Annotated in this window: 18 protein-coding genes; 3 read left to right on the top strand and 15 right to left on the bottom strand. The window is 44.6% G+C overall.

The genetic code is table 11. From position 1 onward, the window contains the following. Nucleotides 1-398, bottom strand: a 398-nt coding sequence (locus GVN20_RS26790) for an S-adenosylmethionine synthetase N-terminal domain-containing protein (RefSeq protein WP_304621485.1), incomplete at its 3' end; no start/stop codon positions are given. Between the two features lie 210 nt (nucleotides 399-608). Between GVN20_RS26790 and dusB the strand changes: the two genes are divergently transcribed. Continuing rightward, nucleotides 609-1,625 carry a tRNA dihydrouridine synthase DusB gene (gene dusB, locus GVN20_RS26785; protein WP_166561296.1) on the top strand — a complete coding sequence of 339 codons (1,017 nt, stop codon included), beginning with the start codon at nucleotides 609-611 and terminating at the stop codon, nucleotides 1,623-1,625. Nucleotides 1,626-1,642: 17 nt separating this feature from the next. On the opposite strand, the gene GVN20_RS26780 is transcribed toward dusB, so the two are convergent. Continuing rightward, nucleotides 1,643-2,392, bottom strand: coding sequence for a hypothetical protein (locus tag GVN20_RS26780; protein ID WP_166561295.1), 750 nt, complete (start codon nucleotides 2,390-2,392; stop codon nucleotides 1,643-1,645). 168 nt (nucleotides 2,393-2,560) lie between these two features. On the opposite strand from GVN20_RS26780, the gene GVN20_RS26775 reads away from it, so the two are divergent. Next, a complete protein-coding gene (locus tag GVN20_RS26775) occupies nucleotides 2,561-3,004 on the top strand; it encodes a carboxypeptidase regulatory-like domain-containing protein (protein ID WP_166561294.1) in 444 nt (147 codons plus the stop codon). Nucleotide 3,005: 1 nt separating this feature from the next. Here GVN20_RS26775 and GVN20_RS26770 read toward each other — a convergent pair whose 3' ends face one another. Then, nucleotides 3,006-4,109, bottom strand: a complete 1,104-nt coding sequence (locus GVN20_RS26770) for a DUF2891 domain-containing protein (protein WP_206023382.1) — start codon at nucleotides 4,107-4,109, stop codon at nucleotides 3,006-3,008. A gap of 176 nt (nucleotides 4,110-4,285) precedes the next feature. On the opposite strand from GVN20_RS26770, the gene GVN20_RS26765 reads away from it, so the two are divergent. After that, a complete protein-coding gene (locus GVN20_RS26765; protein ID WP_166561293.1) occupies nucleotides 4,286-5,998 on the top strand; it encodes a hypothetical protein in 1,713 nt (570 codons plus the stop codon). Between the two features lie 80 nt (nucleotides 5,999-6,078). On the opposite strand, the gene GVN20_RS26760 is transcribed toward GVN20_RS26765, so the two are convergent. The 12 genes from GVN20_RS26760 to GVN20_RS26705 form a co-directional block, all read right to left on the bottom strand. Beyond that, complete coding sequence (locus GVN20_RS26760; protein ID WP_166561292.1) at nucleotides 6,079-7,248, bottom strand: AGE family epimerase/isomerase; 1,170 nt, start codon at nucleotides 7,246-7,248, stop codon at nucleotides 6,079-6,081. Between the two features lie 72 nt (nucleotides 7,249-7,320). Next, on the bottom strand, nucleotides 7,321-10,398 hold the full coding sequence (locus tag GVN20_RS26755) for a PVC-type heme-binding CxxCH protein (RefSeq protein WP_166561291.1): 3,078 nt from the start codon (nucleotides 10,396-10,398) through the stop codon (nucleotides 7,321-7,323). Between the two features lie 165 nt (nucleotides 10,399-10,563). Further along, nucleotides 10,564-11,793 carry a nucleotidyltransferase family protein gene (locus tag GVN20_RS26750; RefSeq protein ID WP_166561290.1) on the bottom strand — a complete coding sequence of 410 codons (1,230 nt, stop codon included), beginning with the start codon at nucleotides 11,791-11,793 and terminating at the stop codon, nucleotides 10,564-10,566. 233 nt (nucleotides 11,794-12,026) lie between these two features. After that, nucleotides 12,027-12,581 (bottom strand): hypothetical protein, encoded by a 555-nt coding sequence (locus GVN20_RS26745; protein ID WP_166561289.1) that lies wholly within the window; start codon nucleotides 12,579-12,581, stop codon nucleotides 12,027-12,029. Between the two features lie 63 nt (nucleotides 12,582-12,644). Beyond that, complete coding sequence (locus GVN20_RS26740) at nucleotides 12,645-14,174, bottom strand: capsule assembly Wzi family protein (protein WP_166561288.1); 1,530 nt, start codon at nucleotides 14,172-14,174, stop codon at nucleotides 12,645-12,647. 44 nt (nucleotides 14,175-14,218) lie between these two features. Then, the gene (locus tag GVN20_RS26735) at nucleotides 14,219-14,608 is read right to left on the bottom strand and encodes a VanZ family protein (RefSeq protein WP_166561287.1); all 390 of its coding nucleotides are present in this window, start codon (nucleotides 14,606-14,608) and stop codon (nucleotides 14,219-14,221) included. Nucleotides 14,609-14,613: 5 nt separating this feature from the next. Continuing rightward, nucleotides 14,614-15,771 carry a non-hydrolyzing UDP-N-acetylglucosamine 2-epimerase gene (gene wecB / locus GVN20_RS26730; protein ID WP_206023381.1) on the bottom strand — a complete coding sequence of 386 codons (1,158 nt, stop codon included), beginning with the start codon at nucleotides 15,769-15,771 and terminating at the stop codon, nucleotides 14,614-14,616. 9 nt (nucleotides 15,772-15,780) lie between these two features. Then, on the bottom strand, nucleotides 15,781-16,536 hold the full coding sequence (locus GVN20_RS26725; protein WP_166561286.1) for a hypothetical protein: 756 nt from the start codon (nucleotides 16,534-16,536) through the stop codon (nucleotides 15,781-15,783). 31 nt (nucleotides 16,537-16,567) lie between these two features. Next, nucleotides 16,568-17,662: a DUF354 domain-containing protein gene (locus tag GVN20_RS26720; protein ID WP_166561285.1), complete on the bottom strand. Its 1,095-nt coding sequence runs from the start codon at nucleotides 17,660-17,662 to the stop codon at nucleotides 16,568-16,570. Further along, nucleotides 17,659-18,825, bottom strand: coding sequence for a DegT/DnrJ/EryC1/StrS family aminotransferase (locus GVN20_RS26715; protein ID WP_166561284.1), 1,167 nt, complete (start codon nucleotides 18,823-18,825; stop codon nucleotides 17,659-17,661). The genes GVN20_RS26720 and GVN20_RS26715 overlap by 4 nt, the downstream gene beginning before the upstream one ends. Further along, nucleotides 18,822-19,844, bottom strand: a complete 1,023-nt coding sequence (locus GVN20_RS30070) for a lipid II:glycine glycyltransferase FemX (RefSeq protein WP_166561283.1) — start codon at nucleotides 19,842-19,844, stop codon at nucleotides 18,822-18,824. Before GVN20_RS30070 ends, GVN20_RS26715 begins: the two co-directional genes overlap by 4 nt. Nucleotides 19,845-19,858: 14 nt before the next feature. Continuing rightward, the gene (locus GVN20_RS26705) at nucleotides 19,859-20,869 is read right to left on the bottom strand and encodes a DUF354 domain-containing protein (protein ID WP_206023380.1); all 1,011 of its coding nucleotides are present in this window, start codon (nucleotides 20,867-20,869) and stop codon (nucleotides 19,859-19,861) included. Nucleotides 20,870-20,997: the final 128 nt, after the last annotated feature.

Here is a 20,997-nt window from a genome sequence, read left to right as displayed (position 1 = left end):
GCATAGCCAAACATCATTCCTTGGTCACCAGCTCCCTGCGCGTTGGCTTTGCTTTCAAAATCGTCGGCCGTTTGACGATCAACGCCCTGATTAATATCTGCTGATTGCTCGTGAATGGCCGAAAGTACCCCGCACGAGTGCGCTTCAAACATGTACTCTGCTTTGGTATATCCAATTTTTGCAATCACATCACGGGCAATCTGCTGCACGTCAAGGTACGTTTTGGTATTTACCTCGCCCGCCAATACTACCTGTCCTGTGGTCACTAGGGTCTCACAGGCTACTTTTGATTTTGGATCAAACGCCATGAAATGGTCGATGAGCGCATCTGAAATTTGGTCAGCTACTTTATCGGGGTGACCTTCCGACACAGATTCTGAAGTGAATAGATAAGACATTGATTGGTTACGATTTACAAAGTATGAGTTTACAAACTGAATTTATGTCTAGCGATGACGACCTCGAGGCTTCATTTGTCGTTTTTAACGAGTAAGCTCAAGTGGATGGGCTGCGCATCGTTTTGAATTATAAGGCGCAAAAATAGGTTATTTTCAGAGATAAAGAAAAAAACGCGAAATTTGCATTTTAAAGATGCCAAAATTGAGACGATGGTAAAGATAGGAAACATAGAATTAGGCGAGTTCCCGCTGTTATTGGCTCCGATGGAAGATGTCTCTGACCCTCCCTTTCGGGCAGTATGTAAAGAAGGCGGAGCAGATTTGATGTACACAGAATTTGTGTCGTCGGAAGGGTTGATTCGAGATGCAGCCAAAAGTGTGCAAAAATTGGACATTTTTGAATACGAACGCCCCATCGGCATTCAGTTGTTCGGCAGCGACATCGAAACCATGGGTGAGTGCGCCCGCATTGCTACCAAAGTAAACCCCGATTTGATTGACATCAACTACGGTTGCCCGGTCAAACAAGTGGCTTGCCGGGGGGCTGGTGCGGCCTTATTACAGGATATTCCAAAAATGGTCAAAATGACCGAAGCCGTAGTCAAAGCCACGCACCTGCCCGTTACGGTTAAAACGCGTCTGGGTTGGGATGAGTCTACCAAAAATATACAAGAAGTAGCCGAACGCCTGCAAGACATTGGTATCAAAGCACTTACGGTTCATGGACGAACCCGCGTACAGATGTATAAAGGCGATGCCGACTGGACGCTGATTGGCCGAATCAAAGAAAATTCACGCATTAATATTCCGATTTTCGGAAACGGTGACATCGACAGCCCCGAAAAAGCCCTTGACTACCGCAATCGTTTTGGCGTAGACGGCATCATGATTGGCCGGGCAAGCATTGGGTATCCGTGGATTTTCAACGAAATCAAACATTTCATGCGTACGGGCGAGCACCTTGCACCCCCAACAACCGCCGAGCGCGTACGAGCCTGTCGCAAACACCTAGATTTTTCTATCCGTTGGAAAGGCGACCGCACGGGAGTCGTAGAAATGCGTCGGCACTACGCTTCTTATTTCAAAGGCTTAGACAACTTCAAACCTTTCCGGATGAGATTGGTGGAAACTATGTCCTATCAGGAAATCAACGACATTTTGGAAGAAATAATAAGTCATTATGTCTCCACTCACTCCTCGTTTTCTTTAGAAGAATCCTTTGGTTAGAAGTAGCTACCATATAACTACCGTATTATAGTGATGTAAAAATTCATGGAAGGTGGATCAACCGTTACATTAGATGCATTGAAAAATTTCACTTCTACGGTATTTGCAGCTTCAGAAAGAGCATGTGCTATAATCAGACCATCAGGTAGATTTTGACTTGGTGACACATAAACGGTTGACCCAGGCTGGGCATTCGCAACGCTAAATGTCAAGGTAGCTTCTACCCCAGACGCGGTACTCACTATATCGCCAACCCTTGTTACCTTTATAATTTCTGTCAAGTTAGTTCCGTTGCTACCGATTTTAGTTTCGCCACTTACATCTAACTTTGCCAAGGGGCTAAGCGTACCAATACCTACATTACCATTGTGATTAATCAACATCCTGTCAACAGCCACAGTAGAAGTGTTCGCGGTGGTTTTAAATAAAATGGCCGAACCATTGGCACTGATTGTCCAATTCTCTGTAGCCTGAAATTGTATGCCAGGGCTTATTGCAGTCGTAAATAGACTACCGTTATAACCTCGCCCCCCAGTAAAAAACAAGACGTCGTTTGATAATACAGCTGAAGGAACGTCGTTTGTACCACGTGCCCGTCTTCCGATAAGTGAAGGGATATTGGTAGTGCCCACTCCCGTAATTGTCAAATCATTATCAGTAGCAGAGTTGGTGATTTGATTTACTATACCTGGTGTTAGCGTCACACTCTGAGCGGTTAAGTGTAAGGCAATTCCCCAAAAAAGAAATGAGATTGTTACCTTTTTCATTTTTAAAGTAGGAAAGTTTAGAGTAAAACAATTGTAGTACAAGTTACTTGAAAAGAATAATTTTACAATCTATTGCATTCCTTTTCCTGCCAAACATTTAATCTCTTAAACAGGCCCATAAAAATAGATATGAACTTCAACCTATTTATTCGCACAAAAAGGCTCCTTATGATTTGCCTGTGCAACATACTGGTTTATCAGGTGGCTCTTCCCCAAAAGAAAAAAATAACTCAGGGAATTTCAGGAACAGTACTTTGGCGTTCGGGAAATCTGATGCCTTCACCCGATGTTAAAGTAACTAATCCAAAAGGCTCGCCTATTGCGCGTGAAATCCTGATTTACGAACTCACCTCCTCCAATCAAACCGAGCCAGCAGACGACGCGGGTTTTTACCGAAAAATCAATTCCAAATTCATCCAAAAGATAACTACCAACAAGGCTGGTCGGTTTAAAGTGACCTTACCCGCAGGCTACTACTCACTTTTTACCAAAGAAGACAAAGGCCTCTATGCCAACCTATTCGACGACGCGATGAACATCAATCCCGTTCAAGTTCGAAAAGGGAAATGGGAAAAAATAGAAATTATCATCGACTACGCGGCGGTGTATTGAGTCATTCTTGCCCCAAAGCATACACGGCAAAAGACGCCAGCCAATGCTCGCCACCATAGCCGCCGTTCGTTATTTGCGGCAACGTAGTGTTAATAAAAGTATGGGCACTTTTGAGTAACGATGCACGCCGCGGGTCAGTTTTGGGCAACGCCCGCGCAATACCCAACATACACCAGGCCCGGCTCAAAGAAAGACCATCTAAATGCACAATCTGCATGTCATTTCGGTCGCTCACGATGGGCATTTTCATGACATTTTGAAGCCCTGCGGCAGGCAAAAAGGCGTTAAACCACTTCAAAAATGCCGCTTGGGGCAAAATACGCCGCATCAAATCCGCCACCTCTAAACTCGGCGAGAGGAAGTCAGAACCATCGGGTTCTTGAAAGGCGGGAGAATTGGTGTTTTTCAAGTAAAAATCCTTGGCTTTCTGAATGATTTGCGCTTCAAAAACGGTGTTTTTTACCGTCCGGGCATAATCAAGCGCAAACACCAACCCAAAGGCTGTGTTGGGATGCACGCCCGTTCGGTTTGGGTAGGTTTGTTTGGGCAAAAAAGCAGTCCAAAGCCCCACCACCTGTTGCGTCAAAGGACGCAGATGTTGGTGCCATTGCCGCGCCTGCGGGTCATCCCAAGTAGAAAGTTCTTCGTCCAACTTCAACAGCCAAGCCCAGCCGTAGGTGCGCTCAAAGGTTTTGGCTAAGGGGTACTTTGTAAAATAATCTGCTTCGGTTTTCAGCTTATCGGGGGCAAAGCTGTCGTTCAAAATATGACGAATTTGCGCTTCTTCGGGCAGATTTTTAAACGTTTTCAGCAATCGCACCAGCATCCAATGCCCATGCACCGAAGAGTGCCAATCCAGACACCCATAAAATGACGGATGCAATTCTTTCGGACTCAGTCGAGCATCTTTTTCGGCTTCCAGTGTGTGTCCCGTTTTGTTGGGATATTCAGTATTGATGCAGTGAAGCGGCAATTTTGCCAAAAAGGACGCACCTGCTGGCGTAAGCTCCAACTGCCCGTTTTTGGTTGCTAAGTAAGGGTTTTGCGCTCGGGATTCTGCCATTGTCAATAAAAAGCCAAAAAATAGAAATGTAGAAAATTTCATTTGAAAAAAAGTTTTAGGGTAGAGTTGGAGCCAGAATTATTTAAAAAAATAGAGTCATCAATCAAACATAAGTCCCTAACAAACAACACTTTATCAATTTTTAATTTAGGGTTTATTATTTTTCTGTTCCTTCACGGCTACTAACTTACTAATTTTAGCCGTTTTAAACTTTCTGTATGCAATTTTTCGACCGTCTTTTCCAGCATCGTTCCGTTGTCCGCACGCTGTGTTTATTGCCGCTCATTTTGTATTTATTGTTTTTTCAAGCCATCTCGCTCAACGTAAATTACGTGGCTTATGATGACACGCACGTTTTACAAATCATTGAGCAATGGCAAAAATCAGCTAACTGGCACGAAAAACTAGATTGGCTGACGGTCGGATTTCCTGAGCATCGCATTGTATTTACACGTTCAGTAGTGCTCATTTCTTATTGGCTCACTGGACACGTCAACCTCAAATCGCTGATGATGATAAGCAACGGTTTATGGATTGGGCAGTTGGGCATTTTGTTCCTTATTTTTCAAAAAATACCTTCATCGTCCCCTAGCCGTTCTCTTCCATTTGCGTATTTTATTCCCGTTTGCTGGATTCTCTTGTGCGTTCATTCCTTCGAAAATATCTTTTGGGGAACCAGTTCGCTGGGTAACTTTGGTCTACTGTTTTTTGTGATGATGGCGGGTTATTTTTACGCTACGCCTTCCACACTTCCAAGGCTATTTTTAGCCCTCCTTTTTTCTTTATTTGCCACTTTTACCTACGGCAACGGTCTTGTCACTCTTCTCATCGGCGGCTTTCTGCTCGTACTGATGCAGCGCAAAAAAATGGCGGGCATCACGGCAGGAGCGTTTGCCGCCACCATGTTACTTTATAGTCTTACTCGCGCTCACGCTTCTCCGAGTGGCCTCGACCTCACCAATCCAAGCAGTTATGGCCACGCGGTTACCTGCTTTTTGGCATTTATTGGTTCATCGATCAATGTAGATGTGTACGCCCCTTCCAACCTTGCGGTATGGGGTTCGGTAGCCTGGGGTGCGGTGCTATTGGGCGGTATTCTATGGCTTTTGCTAAAAGCGTTGGACCTAAAAAACTTCGGGCTAAAAATTCGTCATTTTCAGGTTACGGTAAAGATGAACGAAGTTCAGTTTTTTACCCTATTTTTATTACTTTTCATTTGTCTGACGGCCCTTGGTGTGGTCTACAAACGCGCCGAAGGAGATGGCCTCATTGGAATGTTTAAAGGCCGGTACAGGATGTACCCAACGTGGTTGTTGGTGGTTGGGTATCTACTATTAATTCATTGGCTTCGCGACTCAAAAAAATGGCTTTTGCCCTTAACAATCGGTCTGAGCGTTGTTTTCAACCTGTTAATTTTATACTACGCCGTTGCGCCTGCGGTCAATAATCGTCGGGCAGCGGTGGTACAGGAATTCAATTCAATGTACAACGATGATTTGTTGGGATTAAAAATGTTTGATTTGACAGGTGAAGATTTTAGGCAAATCCAGCGGTTGTATCAACCCAATTTGTTTTTCGAAACCACCCCAGAAACAGCCATGCCCAAAGAGCCCTTTCTTCTTGATTCGGTATATTTTAAAGGGGATATCCTGACGATTGATTACCACAAAGATTTCATTCGGCCTACACGCGACTTCGACGACGGGGCGTACATCATGCTCCAGTCCTCAAAGCATACCTACATGGCCGCTGGCACCCAACGCCCATTGCCTCTGAAAACCTTCATTCGTCGTGGTTGGTATTGGGACAAAGGCTTTACGGCCTCTATGCACCGCGCATCGGTGGCCCCAGGCACCTACGAAATCCTCGTTTTGATACGCAATAACGGCCAGAATAAATTATTCGATACAAGAAGGAAAGTTACGTTTTGATGAAGCGAGATTTACGGTAAACGTTGGGCCATTTCAACGTTTTTGTGCAGACACAAGGTGGGTCGACGTAAAACCCGCCCCTACTTGTCTATCAAAACCTCCAGTAAATCAGCACTTTCTATCAGGTTTTTGATGGAATAATAAGCGTTTTTTTCGGGAGTAGCTTTAAGCGTAAAGAGGGGTTCTCCGTGACGGCTCAACACACCTACCCATTCCCCTTCTTTAGAATTATCGCGAAAATGTTGCCACAGATAATCATTTACCCGCTGCCAATGCTTGAGCAGGGTTCGGTCTTGCAACACCTGATAGGCCCGCAATAAAGCCGTTCCGGCTTCGAGCTGCACCCATGCGTATTTATAGTAGGCCTCTGGCTCGGATGCCGGCAGACTTTTTACATCCAGCCAATGAAAATAGCCCCCGTAGGCATCGTCCCAAGTAGTATCAGCCAGGTGCAAAATGTGCTGCGCCAATTGCTGACGGATGCGACGTTTATTAAGCACCTTGGTTAATTCATAAAAAGCATTAAATGCCTCAAAAACACGCCCAGGATGGATTCTCCGGCCCAATAAACAATCGGAATAGCCCCCATCAGGAAATACATTTTCGAGCACAATGTTGGCACGAGGCTCCCAAAAATGCTTGGTCAATTCGTGTAGCAACGCTTCCCCTTTTTCACGAAATGTTTTTTCGCCCATGAGCTTTTGAGAGGCCGTCAGGGCCTTCGCCAAAGCGCTTAATTCTCCGATATTTTTTAACTGACGCCCTGCAAAAATAGCCTCAGTTCGTTTTTGCAGTCCTTTTTCACGGCGGCGAACGGCTTTTGTCAACGTCTTTTTAGCCGAATCGGCGTAGGCTTCTTCACCCGTCAGTTCATGCGCCAAGCTCCACGCCGCCACCGCAGCCGCCTCGGCCCCTGCATCCGATGCATCCAGCACTCCACGTCCCGTACAGTCCACAATTTCCCACCAATTATCTTTGGTATCGGCTCCGAAATGAAGTAAAAAATCAGCCCCTTGAAGAGTGTATCGGAGAAAATCATCGTGCTGGGTGAGTTGGTATAATTTCCCAAAAGCCCAAGCCTGTTGACCATGCCATTTAATCCATTTATCAAACGTAATCGCCTCGCCTTTTCCCGAAATCACGCAGATATAGCCCCCATGAATCGGGTCCAAACTGAATTCCGTCCAAAACGGAACAAGGCGCTGAAGGAGGTCTTGACGATATTGCTGGGCGTAAACAGAAAGGTTCATAGGCGCAAAAATAGAAAAAGCGCAGAAGAAATGTCTACGCTTTTTCGGGATGTCGCTTCGGTGTTAGGCTAACTATTTCGTTTTGAGCAAAAAACCTAGCAACGCATAAAAATCTTTTTCGGGAATAACGTTCCTGAATTGGTCGGGCATGAGGGTATATTTGGAGGCTTTGTATTCTTTCATATCGTTTTTAGCCACCGAAAACTCTTGTCCTGATGGATTGGCAAAGACCATCATTTGCCCTTCGGTACGGCGGTAAAGGCCCGTCATGGATTGACCGTTGTTTAAGGTAATGTTATAACTCCGAAACGCCTCCGAAATATTTCGATTCGGGTCCAGTATTTTTTCAGCAAGCGCTTTTTGCCCCCAGTTACCGATGCCGTCCAACTGCGGCCCAATCAAACCGCCCACGCCTTTGATTTGATGGCAGGTACTGCAATTTTGGGTAAATACCGCCCGCCCCGCGTCGGGAGAGGCTTTGGCCGATTCAAAGCCTAGCAATCGACTTTGAATCAGCTTTTGCCTTTCCTCAAATTCATTGAGTCCACCCACCGTCAGGTGGTTCAATTGCTCCTGCTGGGTGGGGTTTGCCTTGGCCGCCAAACGCTCTTTGACGGCTACCTCGGCCAGTACGTCGGCATTGACATTTTCTTCTTTTAAGGCTTTAATTAACTGATCAATTCCCGCCTCCGAATTGGCCAATGCCGCCGCAATGCCCACTTGTAAACTGCGCGCACTGCCAATAAACCCCTTTTCCAACAACGTAAGAACTTCTGGAGAGACCGCACGAGCCAAGGCCAACACCCACCTCTCTCGCAATGCAATCGGCTCCGAGCGGTCCAGAAAAACCTCGCCGAGCAAGGTTACATTCTCCTGCGGCGAAAGACTCATCAGCGCATTGGCGGCGGCTACGCGCACTTTGATATCAACGCTTTTTGTAGCCACTATTTTTTGGAGAAAAGGTACCGACAACGCCATTTTATATTCACCCGCAATCTCTACAGCCTGCACGCGGCGCGTGGTGAGTGCTGCCGTCTCTTTTTCCCCAATTGGCAGTTCCAGGTAGTGTCTTGCCATCTTTACTCCCCATTCCTGAAGGGGCGCAGTTACCTTCAAACCACTCTGCGCCACGCCCCTACGCAGCGAATTATACAGCATAAATTGTCCGTCCAAATCAGTCGCAAAACGTTTTTGAATCCGCAATATCATTTCGTTCAATTGTGCCGCTGAGCCATAACGGCCCAGGTATTCAAGGTTTTTATCCAATTCCTCAGCAATCAAGTCATGGGTCATGAGGTAGTCCCACACAAACGTCGCCACGTCGGCGGAAGGAATGTCGCGCGCGGCCTTAACGAGCAAGCTCCGTTGGTCATCGTTCCACTTTAATGTAGCTACCTCCCGAATCATCCCCTCGGCCGCCAAATTCGTCCGAATGGCCAGCAATGTTGTATATTTCAAATGTGAGTCCTCTTCGTTGGTTTGCTGGTACAAATCCATTAACGGTTTCATGTTCATTACTTTCGGAAAACGCGTCAGTATTTCGGCCGCAATGCGTCGAATAAATGGGTCTTTGTTGGATAAGGCCCCAATCACAATCGATCGGTGGGCATCAGTGAGGGTTTCAGCTTCTGAAAACAGCCGAAACGCGTGTACCTGCACCGTGGGGTCAGGGTGATTGAGGGCTTTGATGAGGAGTGATTCAGGAACGGTTCCTAATCGTTGCAACACCCATAACCCATGCACAAACGCACGGTTATCAATACCCAGCGTAGCCATCATTTGGCTAACGGGCGCAACGGCTTTTTCCTTCCAAACATCCACCAAGCGGTCCGCTATTTTCAATCGTACGTTCAGTTGCGGGTGCTGCAAGCACGCAATAAGCTCGTCCATCGTCGCTTTTGACCAATCTTTGACAGGCATATCGCGGTGAGGTTGATTTCCTTTGTAGGTAATTTTCCAAATCCGCCCGCTGGTCCGGTCCCGTTTGGGGTGATTGAGCGCTACTTCGTAGTGACCAATTATGCGATTATAAAAATCTGCGATGTAGAGCGCTCCGTCGGGGCCCACTTTCACATCCACTGGTCGAAACCACGGGTCGTCGCTCACCAAAAAATCGGCTTCTTTTTTAGATACGGGCGTGGAGCCTTTGAACGTAACCGTATTGCGATTTATCTTACAGGTAACCACGTCGCCGTTATAGAAACTGTTGCGGTACTCGGCAGGAAACTGTTCTCCGACATAATACACTAAACCCGAAAGTGCCGTTGAACCCAGCTCATAGCTCATCATTTCGGGACCAAATCCAATCCCCGTTGGCTTCTTACCAAAGTGCGGATAATCAGCGCCTTTGATGAGTTGATAAATTGGCTTGGAATGGCAGTCAACTGAATACAAAAACCCTCTTTCATCGAATGCGTAACCGAAAGGATTGACGCGTCCGAAAGTGGTCTGCTCTACACGGCGCCCATCCGTGCGAAAACGAAAAGTGTTTCCAGAAGTCATCGTGACGGAGTCGCCATCGGTGCCCGCAATTTTGGACGTATTGGTAAATCCGTGGCAAGAATGCATCCATCCATCAAAGCCCCGCATAAAATTACTCACCATGCCGTGCGTATCTTTGTAGCCAAACTCGCCGTAAAGCACCTTGCGTTTATCAGCTTTGCCGTCGTTGTTGGTGTCCGTAAAATGATATACGTTGGGAATACTGTACGCAATAGCCCCGTCGGCCACGGGCATGATGCCGATTGGGATATTTAATCCATCCTGAAAATCGGTAAATTTATCGGCTTTGCCATCGCCGTTGGTATCTTCCAGAATGGTAATTTTATCGTTTCCCTTCTCTGGTGCCGCTGCCATCGGATACTCCGACGAATGTGTAACCCACAATCGGCCACGGTCATCAAACTCCATGTTGATGGGCTTGGTAATCTGTGGCTCCGACGCAAAAAGGGTAATTTCAAACCCAGGTGGCAACTTAAACCCACGCCTTTCTTGCTCGGGCGTCCGGAATTCGGTGGTCCGAACATGGTCCGAAAATACCTCTTTTGACGCTATTTTTTTTTGAGGAATACTACAACTTTGGGCGTAAAATAACAACAACCCCGTACCGAGCGTCATGGACTTACGACGAAGCGTAAAAAAATCTTTCATCTTTCTTTTGGGAAGAAAACATTGGGTTTAGGTGCAGAAACTGCTGACAGTAAAATGGGCAACCAGGCTCTTTTTACCCAAAATAATTCATATTTTTCGCCTTTTAATTAAAGTTTAGGCATAAAAAAAGGGCAAAATGCCCTTGACCTCCGCTTTTCTCATCCGCTACAAATCCGATTTCTTGAATTTTTGAAAGAAGTGATACCCCCAAAGAAAAGGCGCCGCAACATAATTCAACAAAAATACCTTGTCGGGAAATGCAAACACCGACCAGTAGGCGGGATTTATGAAGTATGCTTTTGCTTCATAAACCACATTTTTCAAATCGCCGTAATAATAAGAAGAGGTATAATGCAACCAAAAACGAGACACTTTTTCTCTCAAGGTTTTTAGCGAAAAAGGCTCCTGTTTATCAAGAGACAACAAAGCATTCATGTGCACCAGTGCAATTTTGGACAAATGCGACACGGAATCTTTCCGGGCTATTTCCTCAATAATGGATGCTGGCAGGATGATTTTATACAGTACAGAAGCCAGTTGCAGCGCCTGTAAAACGTAGTTACCGATTCCCCTTTGTTTAGACAAATCATAGGCTTCTGTGATAAATCTTGGCTCCTCTTTTTGTATGACAACCGCAATATCGTTGAGCCAAAACAGCCGTTTCCATTGGTGTTGCCCCCCATGAACGCACAAATACAGGAAATTGTCGTACTTGGAAAGCAACCGAATGTTGATACCTGAGATTTTTTCTACCCATGCGTTTTTCCATAGCTCTGCATTCGGAAACGAAAGGATATTTTGGGTAGCCAATAGCCGCCAGTGCAATTCTACGATTATATCTTTGGTTTCATGATACAAGCAGTAATGATGAAAATTGGCCAGATACACCTCTTTTTGTTTGGGCGTAGCGTAAACTTCCTCCATCATCCGGTAGCCTTCGTCGTACAAAATCGAATAGGCTTTTTCGATTTGCGCAGGCTCAAGTAGCAAGTCAATGTCGTGACATACCCGCTGCATAAAATCCCCATTATATACATACGAAAGCATCGGACCTTTCAGGGGAATAGAATTGATTCCGTTTTTTTGAAATGCTTTACTGATGTGCAAAAGCTCAGCCGTGAGGGTGAGCATTCGTAGCTTATTTTGATTATAAATTGTTTTCAGCCGCTCTTTTACCTCAACGGGTAGCCATTCATTTTCGTAAATAATAGGGTACAAACCACCAATCATGCGGTGGCTTTTTACCAACTGTAAAAAAAGGGGCCAGTTAGTCGCGTTGAGCTCCTCTGCTTCGACGGGTTCGTTGGTCTGGCACTTAATCAGTAACTTTAATTCAGCACTTAAGTTGTCTAGACTTGCCTGTAATGGAGAAAAAAGGGGAGCTAGTGACGTCATTAACAAATGTAAAAAAAAGGCGACCGAGAGTATACTTCATTCTGAAAAGACGCAGCATCAGAATATATACCAGCACGGCACAGAAAACCACAACTTTTGTGGGGCAAAAGTAAAATAAATCTGGATGACTGGACATAATTACGTCCAAAAATACCCTGAAGAAAACCTAAAGAAAATACGTATGAAGTCAAAAAACGATGAATACAGGAGCTTTTTGAGGGAGAAAATCTGTTTTAAAATCGGGCGTAAAAGCCCAAGTTTCCAGTAGGCGTAATCCCGAATTTTGTTTTTTGCAAAAGGGTCGTTTTTCTTGCACCGAGGCTCGAATTATAGGCTTTAACCGCGTTGGATTGAAGTTCATGCGAGAACTCAATAATACAAATACCCCCCATAAATGCCCCAACCCCCGCCACTAGCAACGGTAAACTCCGAATAGTATAATTGTGAACTGTACCTTCAACCACCGCCGAGGCAGGTTTCCCTTTGATGGCCACGTAGCATAATCCAATACCGCCAATCGAAACCAACGGTCCTAAAGGCCGAATGTAACTTCCCAATCGGTAGTTTTTAAGGGCTTTTGGGTTATCTTTTAATAATTCCTCAAAGTTTTTTTTCTTCACCCGAACTCCCTTTTGGAGCACTTCGCTCATCAGCACCCTTCTTTTGTAGACGAGTGAGTCAGCACCTTCGCTGTTTTGCGCCTGGCTCATCAAAGAAGTGCCAGTACTCACTAATAGAATAAAAGTCCAGATTCGGCACGCCGCGTTTATATATTTTATGGTTTGCATATTCATTTAGAAGAAAAAAAGTTAAGAATAGATTTTGACGAGAGTTCTTCCTGCCATGCAGTATTAAAACTCCCTTCTTACCACCAGACTTCCGCCGATGTTATTTTCGAGAAGCCCAGCATTGTCGTAAGCAACAATGGCATTGATGGTGTATTTTTTTACCGAAAACGAAACTTGCTGCTGTACCGACACTTGATTCAACTCAATAGGAGTCAACAACACCCGTGAATACAAATAGTATTTGCCAAAATTTTGAGAATACGATACGCGGGTCAGGAGATTTACCCGACTTATTCGGCTATGAATCCCCAACATCCACGCTTTGACCCGGTTATTGATAATCATGTCGGGCATAACGGGAGATTTAGGCTGAAAGTCACCGATTAAATCTTTGAGCGTTACGCCCGTAGATGCGCTGAGTGGCATGATAAAAGGAGTACCGATGGTTTGTTTGCGATACACCCACCCTTCTTCGTAGGTCCCGTTGTTGAAATAATCGTCGGCGCCCCTCAATTCAGGAATAAACGCTGTTTGATTGCCCGATTGCAGGCTTCCTCCTTGATTGGAAGTATTCAAATATTCTAACACAATTTTTTTTACGCCTTGATTGGTTTCTTTCAACTCAATCGACGCTCCCAACAGCCCATCAGCAATGCTGCTTAAAACAAAAAGTGAGCCGTCTTCATAAATGGATTGACGATAAAAAAACCACTTGGTTGCTTCATTTTCATATTCCAAACCAATGTCGACCGTTCCCAAGTGATTGCCCAATCGGTTGCCACCTTCACCAGAGACTCGCCCGCTTTTTTTGTAGTAGCCCAGTGCCTGAAGGCTGATGCCCGTAGCCACGTGAATAAAGGCTTCCAAATCACTGCCATAATTGGTGATAAGAGAGTTGGTGCCGCTCTGGATAAACGGTACCGTTGGCCTGCCTCCCCACTGCACTTGATGGTTGATTCCTGCATAAAACTTCATTTTCCAGGCGGGTTTTCCGAGTCGGAAATAGGCACTTTTTTGATGAAGAAAATATTTCGCTGTAGAATCTCCCGACCCAAACCAACCGTGCGCAAAATTAGCTTTGAACGAAATTAATCCATTTTTAAGTAAAGGCACGTAGTTAAACAATCCAATTTGGACTTTAGGCATCGGTAGGGCATTGCCAGACCATGAATATGAACCCATGCTGAGGGTGCTATCGACGAGTCCAACAATCTCTTTCCGACGTCCCGCGTAGAATTCAAAGGCTCCGTAGCGGGCTTTGCCGTAAAATTCAGAGAAGAAAAAGCGGCTGTTCTCGCCAACATTTGCCACGGCTCTTGCACCATAGCCAAACAGAAGTTTACGCTTGGCTTTTGCATTCGTCAGGCTGTCGTAGTCTTTTTTTAACTCGCCTCGAAGCGAGAACGCAGGGCTGCCCAGAGGCACCTCCCCAAACTGGTTTGAGCGCACCCAAAAAGGGCTGGATTCGGCCGTAGAAGCAAAAGCCCCCGCTTCAACGGCATACTTTGCTCCTTTGAGAGGATTCTGGGCAAAAGATGTATAACCATAACACCAACAGGCAATTAGGAAAAGTGACGTTTTATTTTTCATCATAACTTCGGAGAGGTTTAAGCATCTATAGAAAACCAGATTCAGGTTTATTTTTTATAAATAGGTTGAATAATTTGCCAAAGAGCACCCCCAATAAACACCCCGAGCAGGTTAGCGGCCAAATCAATGACATTGTAGGTTCGGTAAGTCAAAAAATACTGGATAACTTCGGTCATTATCCCTAAAACTACCCCGCAGGCAAGCCATAAAAGCTCTTTGAGACGGTTCGTTTCTGCATAGAATACCCGAATCGGCATCCAAGGAACGAGCAAAAACGAATGAAGCAGATAGTCTAAACGCAATTCTGGCAAGACATACGTGTTGTTGATGGATGCTGCATCTTTGCCGTTGATGGGCAAAACCGCAAGCGCAAATAAAAGAACTACGTAGCAAAACGTAATTGTATCGGCTTGTTTTTGTGTTTTTACAAAAAGCATATTAATTAGGGGATTGCTTCTGCCCCAGTGAGGAGTAGATTCAGTATTTTTTCGGCCGCATTTCCATCACCATAAATGGTTTGAAAGCTGCTTTCGGGATTGCTCATAAAATAGCGGTATGCATCTAAAATGCGGGTTTCGTCAGCACCACAAAGTACGGCGGCCCCGCTTTCCACAATTTCAACCCATTCGGTTTCAGCGCGCAGGATAAGGCACGGCGTTTTCAAGAAATAGGCTTCTTTTTGTACCCCACCCGAGTCCGTCAGTACTAGTTTTGCGTATTTTTCCAATTGAATCATCTCCAAATACGAAACTGGCGGTAGCAACAAAATGGCAGGATTGCTGCTAATTTCCCGACGCAACTCGACCTCCAACAGAATCTCCATCTGTTTGGCAGTACGCGGATGAAGCGGCAAAACGAGGTTTTCATTCCCCGATTTTGCAATTTCTAACAACGCCCGAAAAATAGCGTTCAGACGCGCAGCATCGTCGGTATTGGTGTTTCGATGCAACGTAACGAGCAAAAATTGCTTTTTCTGCAATCCCTCCTTTTCCAGAATGTCGGTATTTTTATCCGCTACTTTACTAAAGAAAAGGGTATTGTCGTACATCACGTCGCCCACGTTAAACACGCCCGGGCGGTCGATGGTGTAGGGTGGCCTATTATCGACCCGAAATCCTTCTTTTTTGAGATTATCCAAGCCCGTTTGGGTGGGTGGAAACAAATAAGTAGAGACGTGATCGCTCAAAATTCGGTTGATTTCTTCGGGCATTTTTTTATTAAATGAACGCAATCCCGCTTCAATATGCACCACAGGCACGTGGATTTTGGAAGCAGCCACGGCGGCAGCCAAGGTGGAGTTGGTGTCACCGTAAATAATCATAAAGTCGGGTTGTTCGTTCTCCAAAATGGTTTCAATCCCCGCAATCATCCGGGCAGTTTGTTCACCGTGTTTGCCCGAACCAGCCCCTAGGTTATAATCGGGCTGAGGAATTTGTAATTCTTCAAAGAAAATCGCCGACATCCGTTCGTCATAATGCTGTCCTGTGTGTACTACCACTTCTTTAATATTGGATGCATAATGGTTTTTAATCGCTCTACTGATGGCGGCCGATTTAATGATTTGGGGACGTGCCCCGATAATAGTCAGGAGTTTCAGCATGTAGCTCACTCAGGTATTTTTGACGAAAAAATATTTTTTTATGACGTTTTTGGCGTTCTGAAGCACCAATTCCTTCACCCAAGGCACACTATGGTCATCCCAGCGTTGGGGGTGAAAAGTAAACATAATTTGGGCGGGCAACTGGCCTGCATTCGCCGCCGCCATGATGTCACGTGTGGTTTTAAAAGGATGATTTTTACTATCTACTTTATCTCTTACGCTGACTTTATCGCCATCCCAACGGCGGCCCGTATCGGTCAAATAAAGTACTTTGCTGAAATCAACGTCAAAATACGGCTCGCCAATAATACCGAAATCACGATAAGAGTTAAATTTCCACAGGTCGCGGGAATCAAATTTGGAAAGTGGACTTCCGTGCATGCAAATCGTGGAAACAGGCACCAATTTTCGCAGCCGCTCCAGATTTTGCTCAAAATCGACCAAGCCTCTTTGAACATCACCCCGGCAAGTAGTCAGGCACTCATAATGATAGCCTACTTCATGGCCCAAAGCGGCTATCCGTTGAATGATTTTATCGTCCCAGCTTACTTCCACCGCCCTAAAGTAATAGGAGCCTGAGAGGCCGTATTCCATCTGAATTTCGGCAAATGCCAGAGAATTTCGGGGCAACAAATCAACGTCGTGACGCAGCACAATGGCACGCTCTTGAGGTGAGGTAAGAAAATCTTCAAATGTTTGAAAATGGTAATTTGAAGCGATGAGGCTTTCTAACAATTTTCGGTAAAGGCGTAGGGTAAAATCCATTTTTCGGGCCTAAAAATATTGACCGTAAAACTTATTGAGCAACGCTTAGCCGACGGTCAGGATTTTCTTTTGCCATCCGAATACTTTCGGGATAATGAGCCACCAATCGCACCAGAAAATCGGTGAGGTCTATCTTATCCATGAGCATTTTTTGCCTACGCAACGCCCAATCTTCCTTCAGTTTTTTTTGGTGAACCAGTCGGTCAATCAAGGCTATCATCTCCTCAAATTGATTGGGCAAAAATGAATAACACAAGGCGTACTTTTCTTCAATTTCGTTCGGGATGGATAACCTTCCCGCAAAAGAGTTTAATTTGATAGCAGGCGTTCCCAAGAGTGCCGCCTCCGAAATCATGGTTTGACTATCACCCACAAACAGTGTCGCAAAATACATGAGAGAGTGGATTTTTTCGGGTGCCACGGGCAATTGATACTCCTTTATTTCAGGTTCAATATCGCGCTCGGTTGTAATAAAAATCTTCCCAAAGGGTTTGAGTAGTTTAATAATACGAAGTTTTTGAGCAATATCCAACCCTCTAACGCCAGCATCATGGTGCGCCTTAAATACGTTGAAACGCATGATAAAAAAAGTCTCGCCTGGCTCAATACCCAACTCCTTGAGTACACTGACCTGCGGTTCAAAACGATTGGGGTGCAAGTAAGCAAGTTCATGAAAACTCGGGTGGCATATTCGGTTGGGGCCTCGGTCTTCAAACGATAACGCACTTGGATTGAGAATAGTTGAGGCAAAAGATATGGCTTTGGCAAATGTCGGTGTTACGGTCAGGTCGTCATCGTCCAAGGCAATCACTTTCATCCGCGTTATTTTTGTAAGGATGGGTAATACCATCGAAATTCCGATGCCATAGTCGACTCGATACTTCCACACAATCCCTAGTACTTTTAGCAAATGAAAGAACTCATAGATGTATTTCAGCGCGAGAGAATCTTTTTTTTGTCCAACTTTTATGTATTCTATCTTATACGCTTCCAACAGGCGAATGATGACTTTTACTTCTTTAGCCGTCACTATCACCCGATACCCTTGTGCTTTCATCTCCTGTATAAAATACTTAAAGAGATGCACGTGAGCGGGATGGTTTATATCAACAAGAATGGTTTTCATTGAGAGTTTAATTTTCGAAATTCTAACAAACAATGGGTTATTCGGTCTAAATCATGCTTATTCAAGCCATAATTACACGGAATCGTCAAAACCTGATTGACCTGTTTTTCAAATACAGGGCAGCTGCCAGGTACATAACCGTAAGCAATCGCCCAAGCCAACGCGTGTTGAAAATGTTTGCCACTGATAATACCCCTCTCCTTCAGGTAACGACTTAAACGGTCTCGTTCTTCTTCGATTAGTACAAAAGAAAAGTAATTAACTTTATTTTGGTACGGCGTCAGGAATTCATATTTCCCCCTGAGCATTTGGGCTAAATAGGCGCCGTTTTCGTTCTGAACAACGGCATTTTTTTGGGCTTCTTCCAATTTGGCTGGCAAACTCCACTCGATGCTTTTAAAGATATTGAACTCCTGATTCCCACGGCTAATTATCGTCTTATTTCGATTATTGAGGTAAGGTTCACTCAATATTTTATTCATTATCCACTGCGGCAGCGGCGCATACATCACTGCTTTAGCGTACGATTTAACAATTTGTGCTAGCTCTTGCCATAAAGATGGTTTAGGCAATGTCGAAAGTCGTTCTTTTATTTGCTCGTTCAGGTCTGTGTTGTTAATCACCAACATTCCTCCGCCTCCAAGCGACGGAAATTTACCGTTTCCGAATGAAAAAACGGCGGCATCAAAAAAAGTACCTACGAAACGGTGTTCATACTGACTAAAAAGAGCGTGGGCACAATCTTCAATGACAGGGAGATGGGGGGCAATGGCTTTGATTTCAGCGATGTCGGCGGGAAAACCAAACGTGTGGGTAACAATCAGCACGTCAATGTCGGTAACTTTGGACTTCAAAGCCTCGATATTGAGCTTTAGGTTTTGATTAATATCAATAAAAAAAGGGGTGAATCCTGCCGCTGCAATTGCCCCCAACACCGAAGAGCAGGTATACGGCTGCACCCCAATACGGGCATTTTTTTTTAGGCCAAAACCCTCTAATGCATATTTTATACCACTTGCTGCGCTCTCGGTCAGCTGTATTTGGGCCTCTGGAAATAAGGTTTGAAAGAGTGGAACGGTCACTTTTCCGTCCCTGAATACGTTTTTTAGCCCCCCAAAAACGTCTTTCAGAGAATAAGCATACTTAAAACGGGGGATAATCACTTTTTCAAAACCCTCCAAAGATTGAACACTCTAATCACCAACCCGTAAAGCATCGGAAAATGGGCTTTTTCAAAACGTCCGTAATTCACCATCTCACCCCCAAATTTTTTTTTGTATTCCCTTACCCCATACGGCACTCCAGGTTTGCCAGCCCCGCCGAAATCAAACCGCGTAAACCCATTCTGTTTGGCCCATCTAAAAACCTCCCACGGCAGTAAGTCGTTGGGGTATTTGTCATAATTTTCTTGGTAAGCACCCGCGTAATAATCAAGCAGGGTAGTGCCATACGCCAAACAAAGCATACAACCGATTATCTTGTCTTCATACTTAGCAACAAAAATCCGCAGCCCTTCTTCTTGGGTGCTGTTCTGAAATAGCGCCTCAAAATGGTCTATGCTGGGCAGCGGTAGTTTGGCGCGTTGGTATACTGTTTTCAAAATCAAATAGCACTTAGCGATTGTATCTGGGGTGTTGCTCAACTCCACCGTTGTGCCTTCTTTTTGCGCCCGTCTGATTTCATTTCTTCGTTTGGAATGAACCTCGGCCCACAGTTGCTCTTCCGTTTTCTCTAGGTCAACGATGATGTTTAAATGCTCTTCGTAGGTAAAGTTCGAGTCACGCATCACCGTAAGGAAGGCGCTTTGGTCCGAAAGGTTGCGAACTTGGGTATAAATGGCAAAAGATTGCTCTTTCTGGTATATTTGATAAAGTCCCTTGTATACCTCCAAGTCGTTGTGTTGCACCAATGGCCCACCCCAAATAATGCTCCGAGCCGATAAAAAATTGAGCGGAAATATCTGGTACTGCGCTTGCCTAAAAGCCAGCATTACCCCCGTCACAGCATAATTTTCATCATAGGCCACATAATACACTGGAGTAACTGACTTTGAATATCTACAGGTAAAAAAAAACAGAATCGATTGAAAATAGTTAGCGTTTGGGTGCGACTTTACAAATTTTTCAATCGGCTCAAGTTGGCTTTTTTCGGGGTTTTTAAGGCTGTAATATGAACTTCTCACCTTCGATTTTTTGCTTATACTTTCTGCTTTTTGAATTGATTTTGAATCGCGGGGTCTTCTTTCAATTGGTTTTTACTATGGGGATAATTCTCAATAAACCAAACCATAAACGCCGTAACGTTAATTTTATCAGTCAACATTTTTGCCCTTTTTGCTTGGTACTTTTCTTTTATATCCTTGTCGCTAAGCATGATATACAAGTGTTTCATTAGCTGCGTATCATCGCCTTGAGCAATGCCAACGGTAAGCTGATAAGTGTGTTCAAGTTCTTCCAAAACCGAGATTTTGCCCACAAAACTACTATACCTTAACGAAGGGACCCCCAACATAGCCGCTTCCATGGTCATGCTTTGGCTATCGCAAATCAGTACTTGAGCGTTTGCTAAAACATGATGCATATCGTTGGGATTGATACATAATTGATACTTTTCATATTTATCATCAATGCCGCCTTCAGAAGAAATAAACACCTGACAACCGGCACTATAAGCCATTTCAATTATCATATCAAGCAGGGTCTCGTTAAGACCTTTTATCCCAAAGTCATGGTGTGCATTTAATTGAGACAAACGAACCAAAATGTATTTTTTGACAAAACCATACTTTTTCAACACATCGTTATTGACAGTGAATACCGCAGGATGCAAGTATCCAAGTTTCATGTAACCATCGTATCCCACTTTTTTAGTGCCCCACTTGCCCACATCACATACATTTGGGCACAGAATCGTTTGAGTAAACGGATAGGCTAAATCTCCCAGATTTTTTATTGCTTCATAATCATCTTCCGTAATTGTAATCCTATTGATGTTCAGCAATTTACCCAACTGCGCAATTGTGGCATCCGTACCAATCAACAAATCAGGTTTAAATTTCAACACAATCGGTAGCATTGAAAAAGTCCTTTTAAAAAGACTCAAGATAATCGAAGCCCGGGAATTACCGCGTATCTGCGGCAATATATTGGTGTATTCCATGCCATCGTTGCGCAACAAATCCTCCAATACATCTTTGGTCTTAATCAAAATTCTTATTCGATGACGATTTGCATACGTCAATCGTTTGAGAGTCTCCCTAACAAAAAGATATTGTGCAGGATGCCCAAAGTAGAAAAGGCTATTCATTCAGTATAGTTGATGCTTGCAAAATTATT

The organism is Runella sp. CRIBMP (genome assembly GCF_009905605.1).
In the GTDB taxonomy this organism is placed as follows: domain Bacteria; phylum Bacteroidota; class Bacteroidia; order Cytophagales; family Spirosomataceae; genus Runella.
The sequence above is the reverse complement of the archived record's forward strand: the minus strand, read 5'-3'. Positions and strand labels throughout refer to the sequence as shown.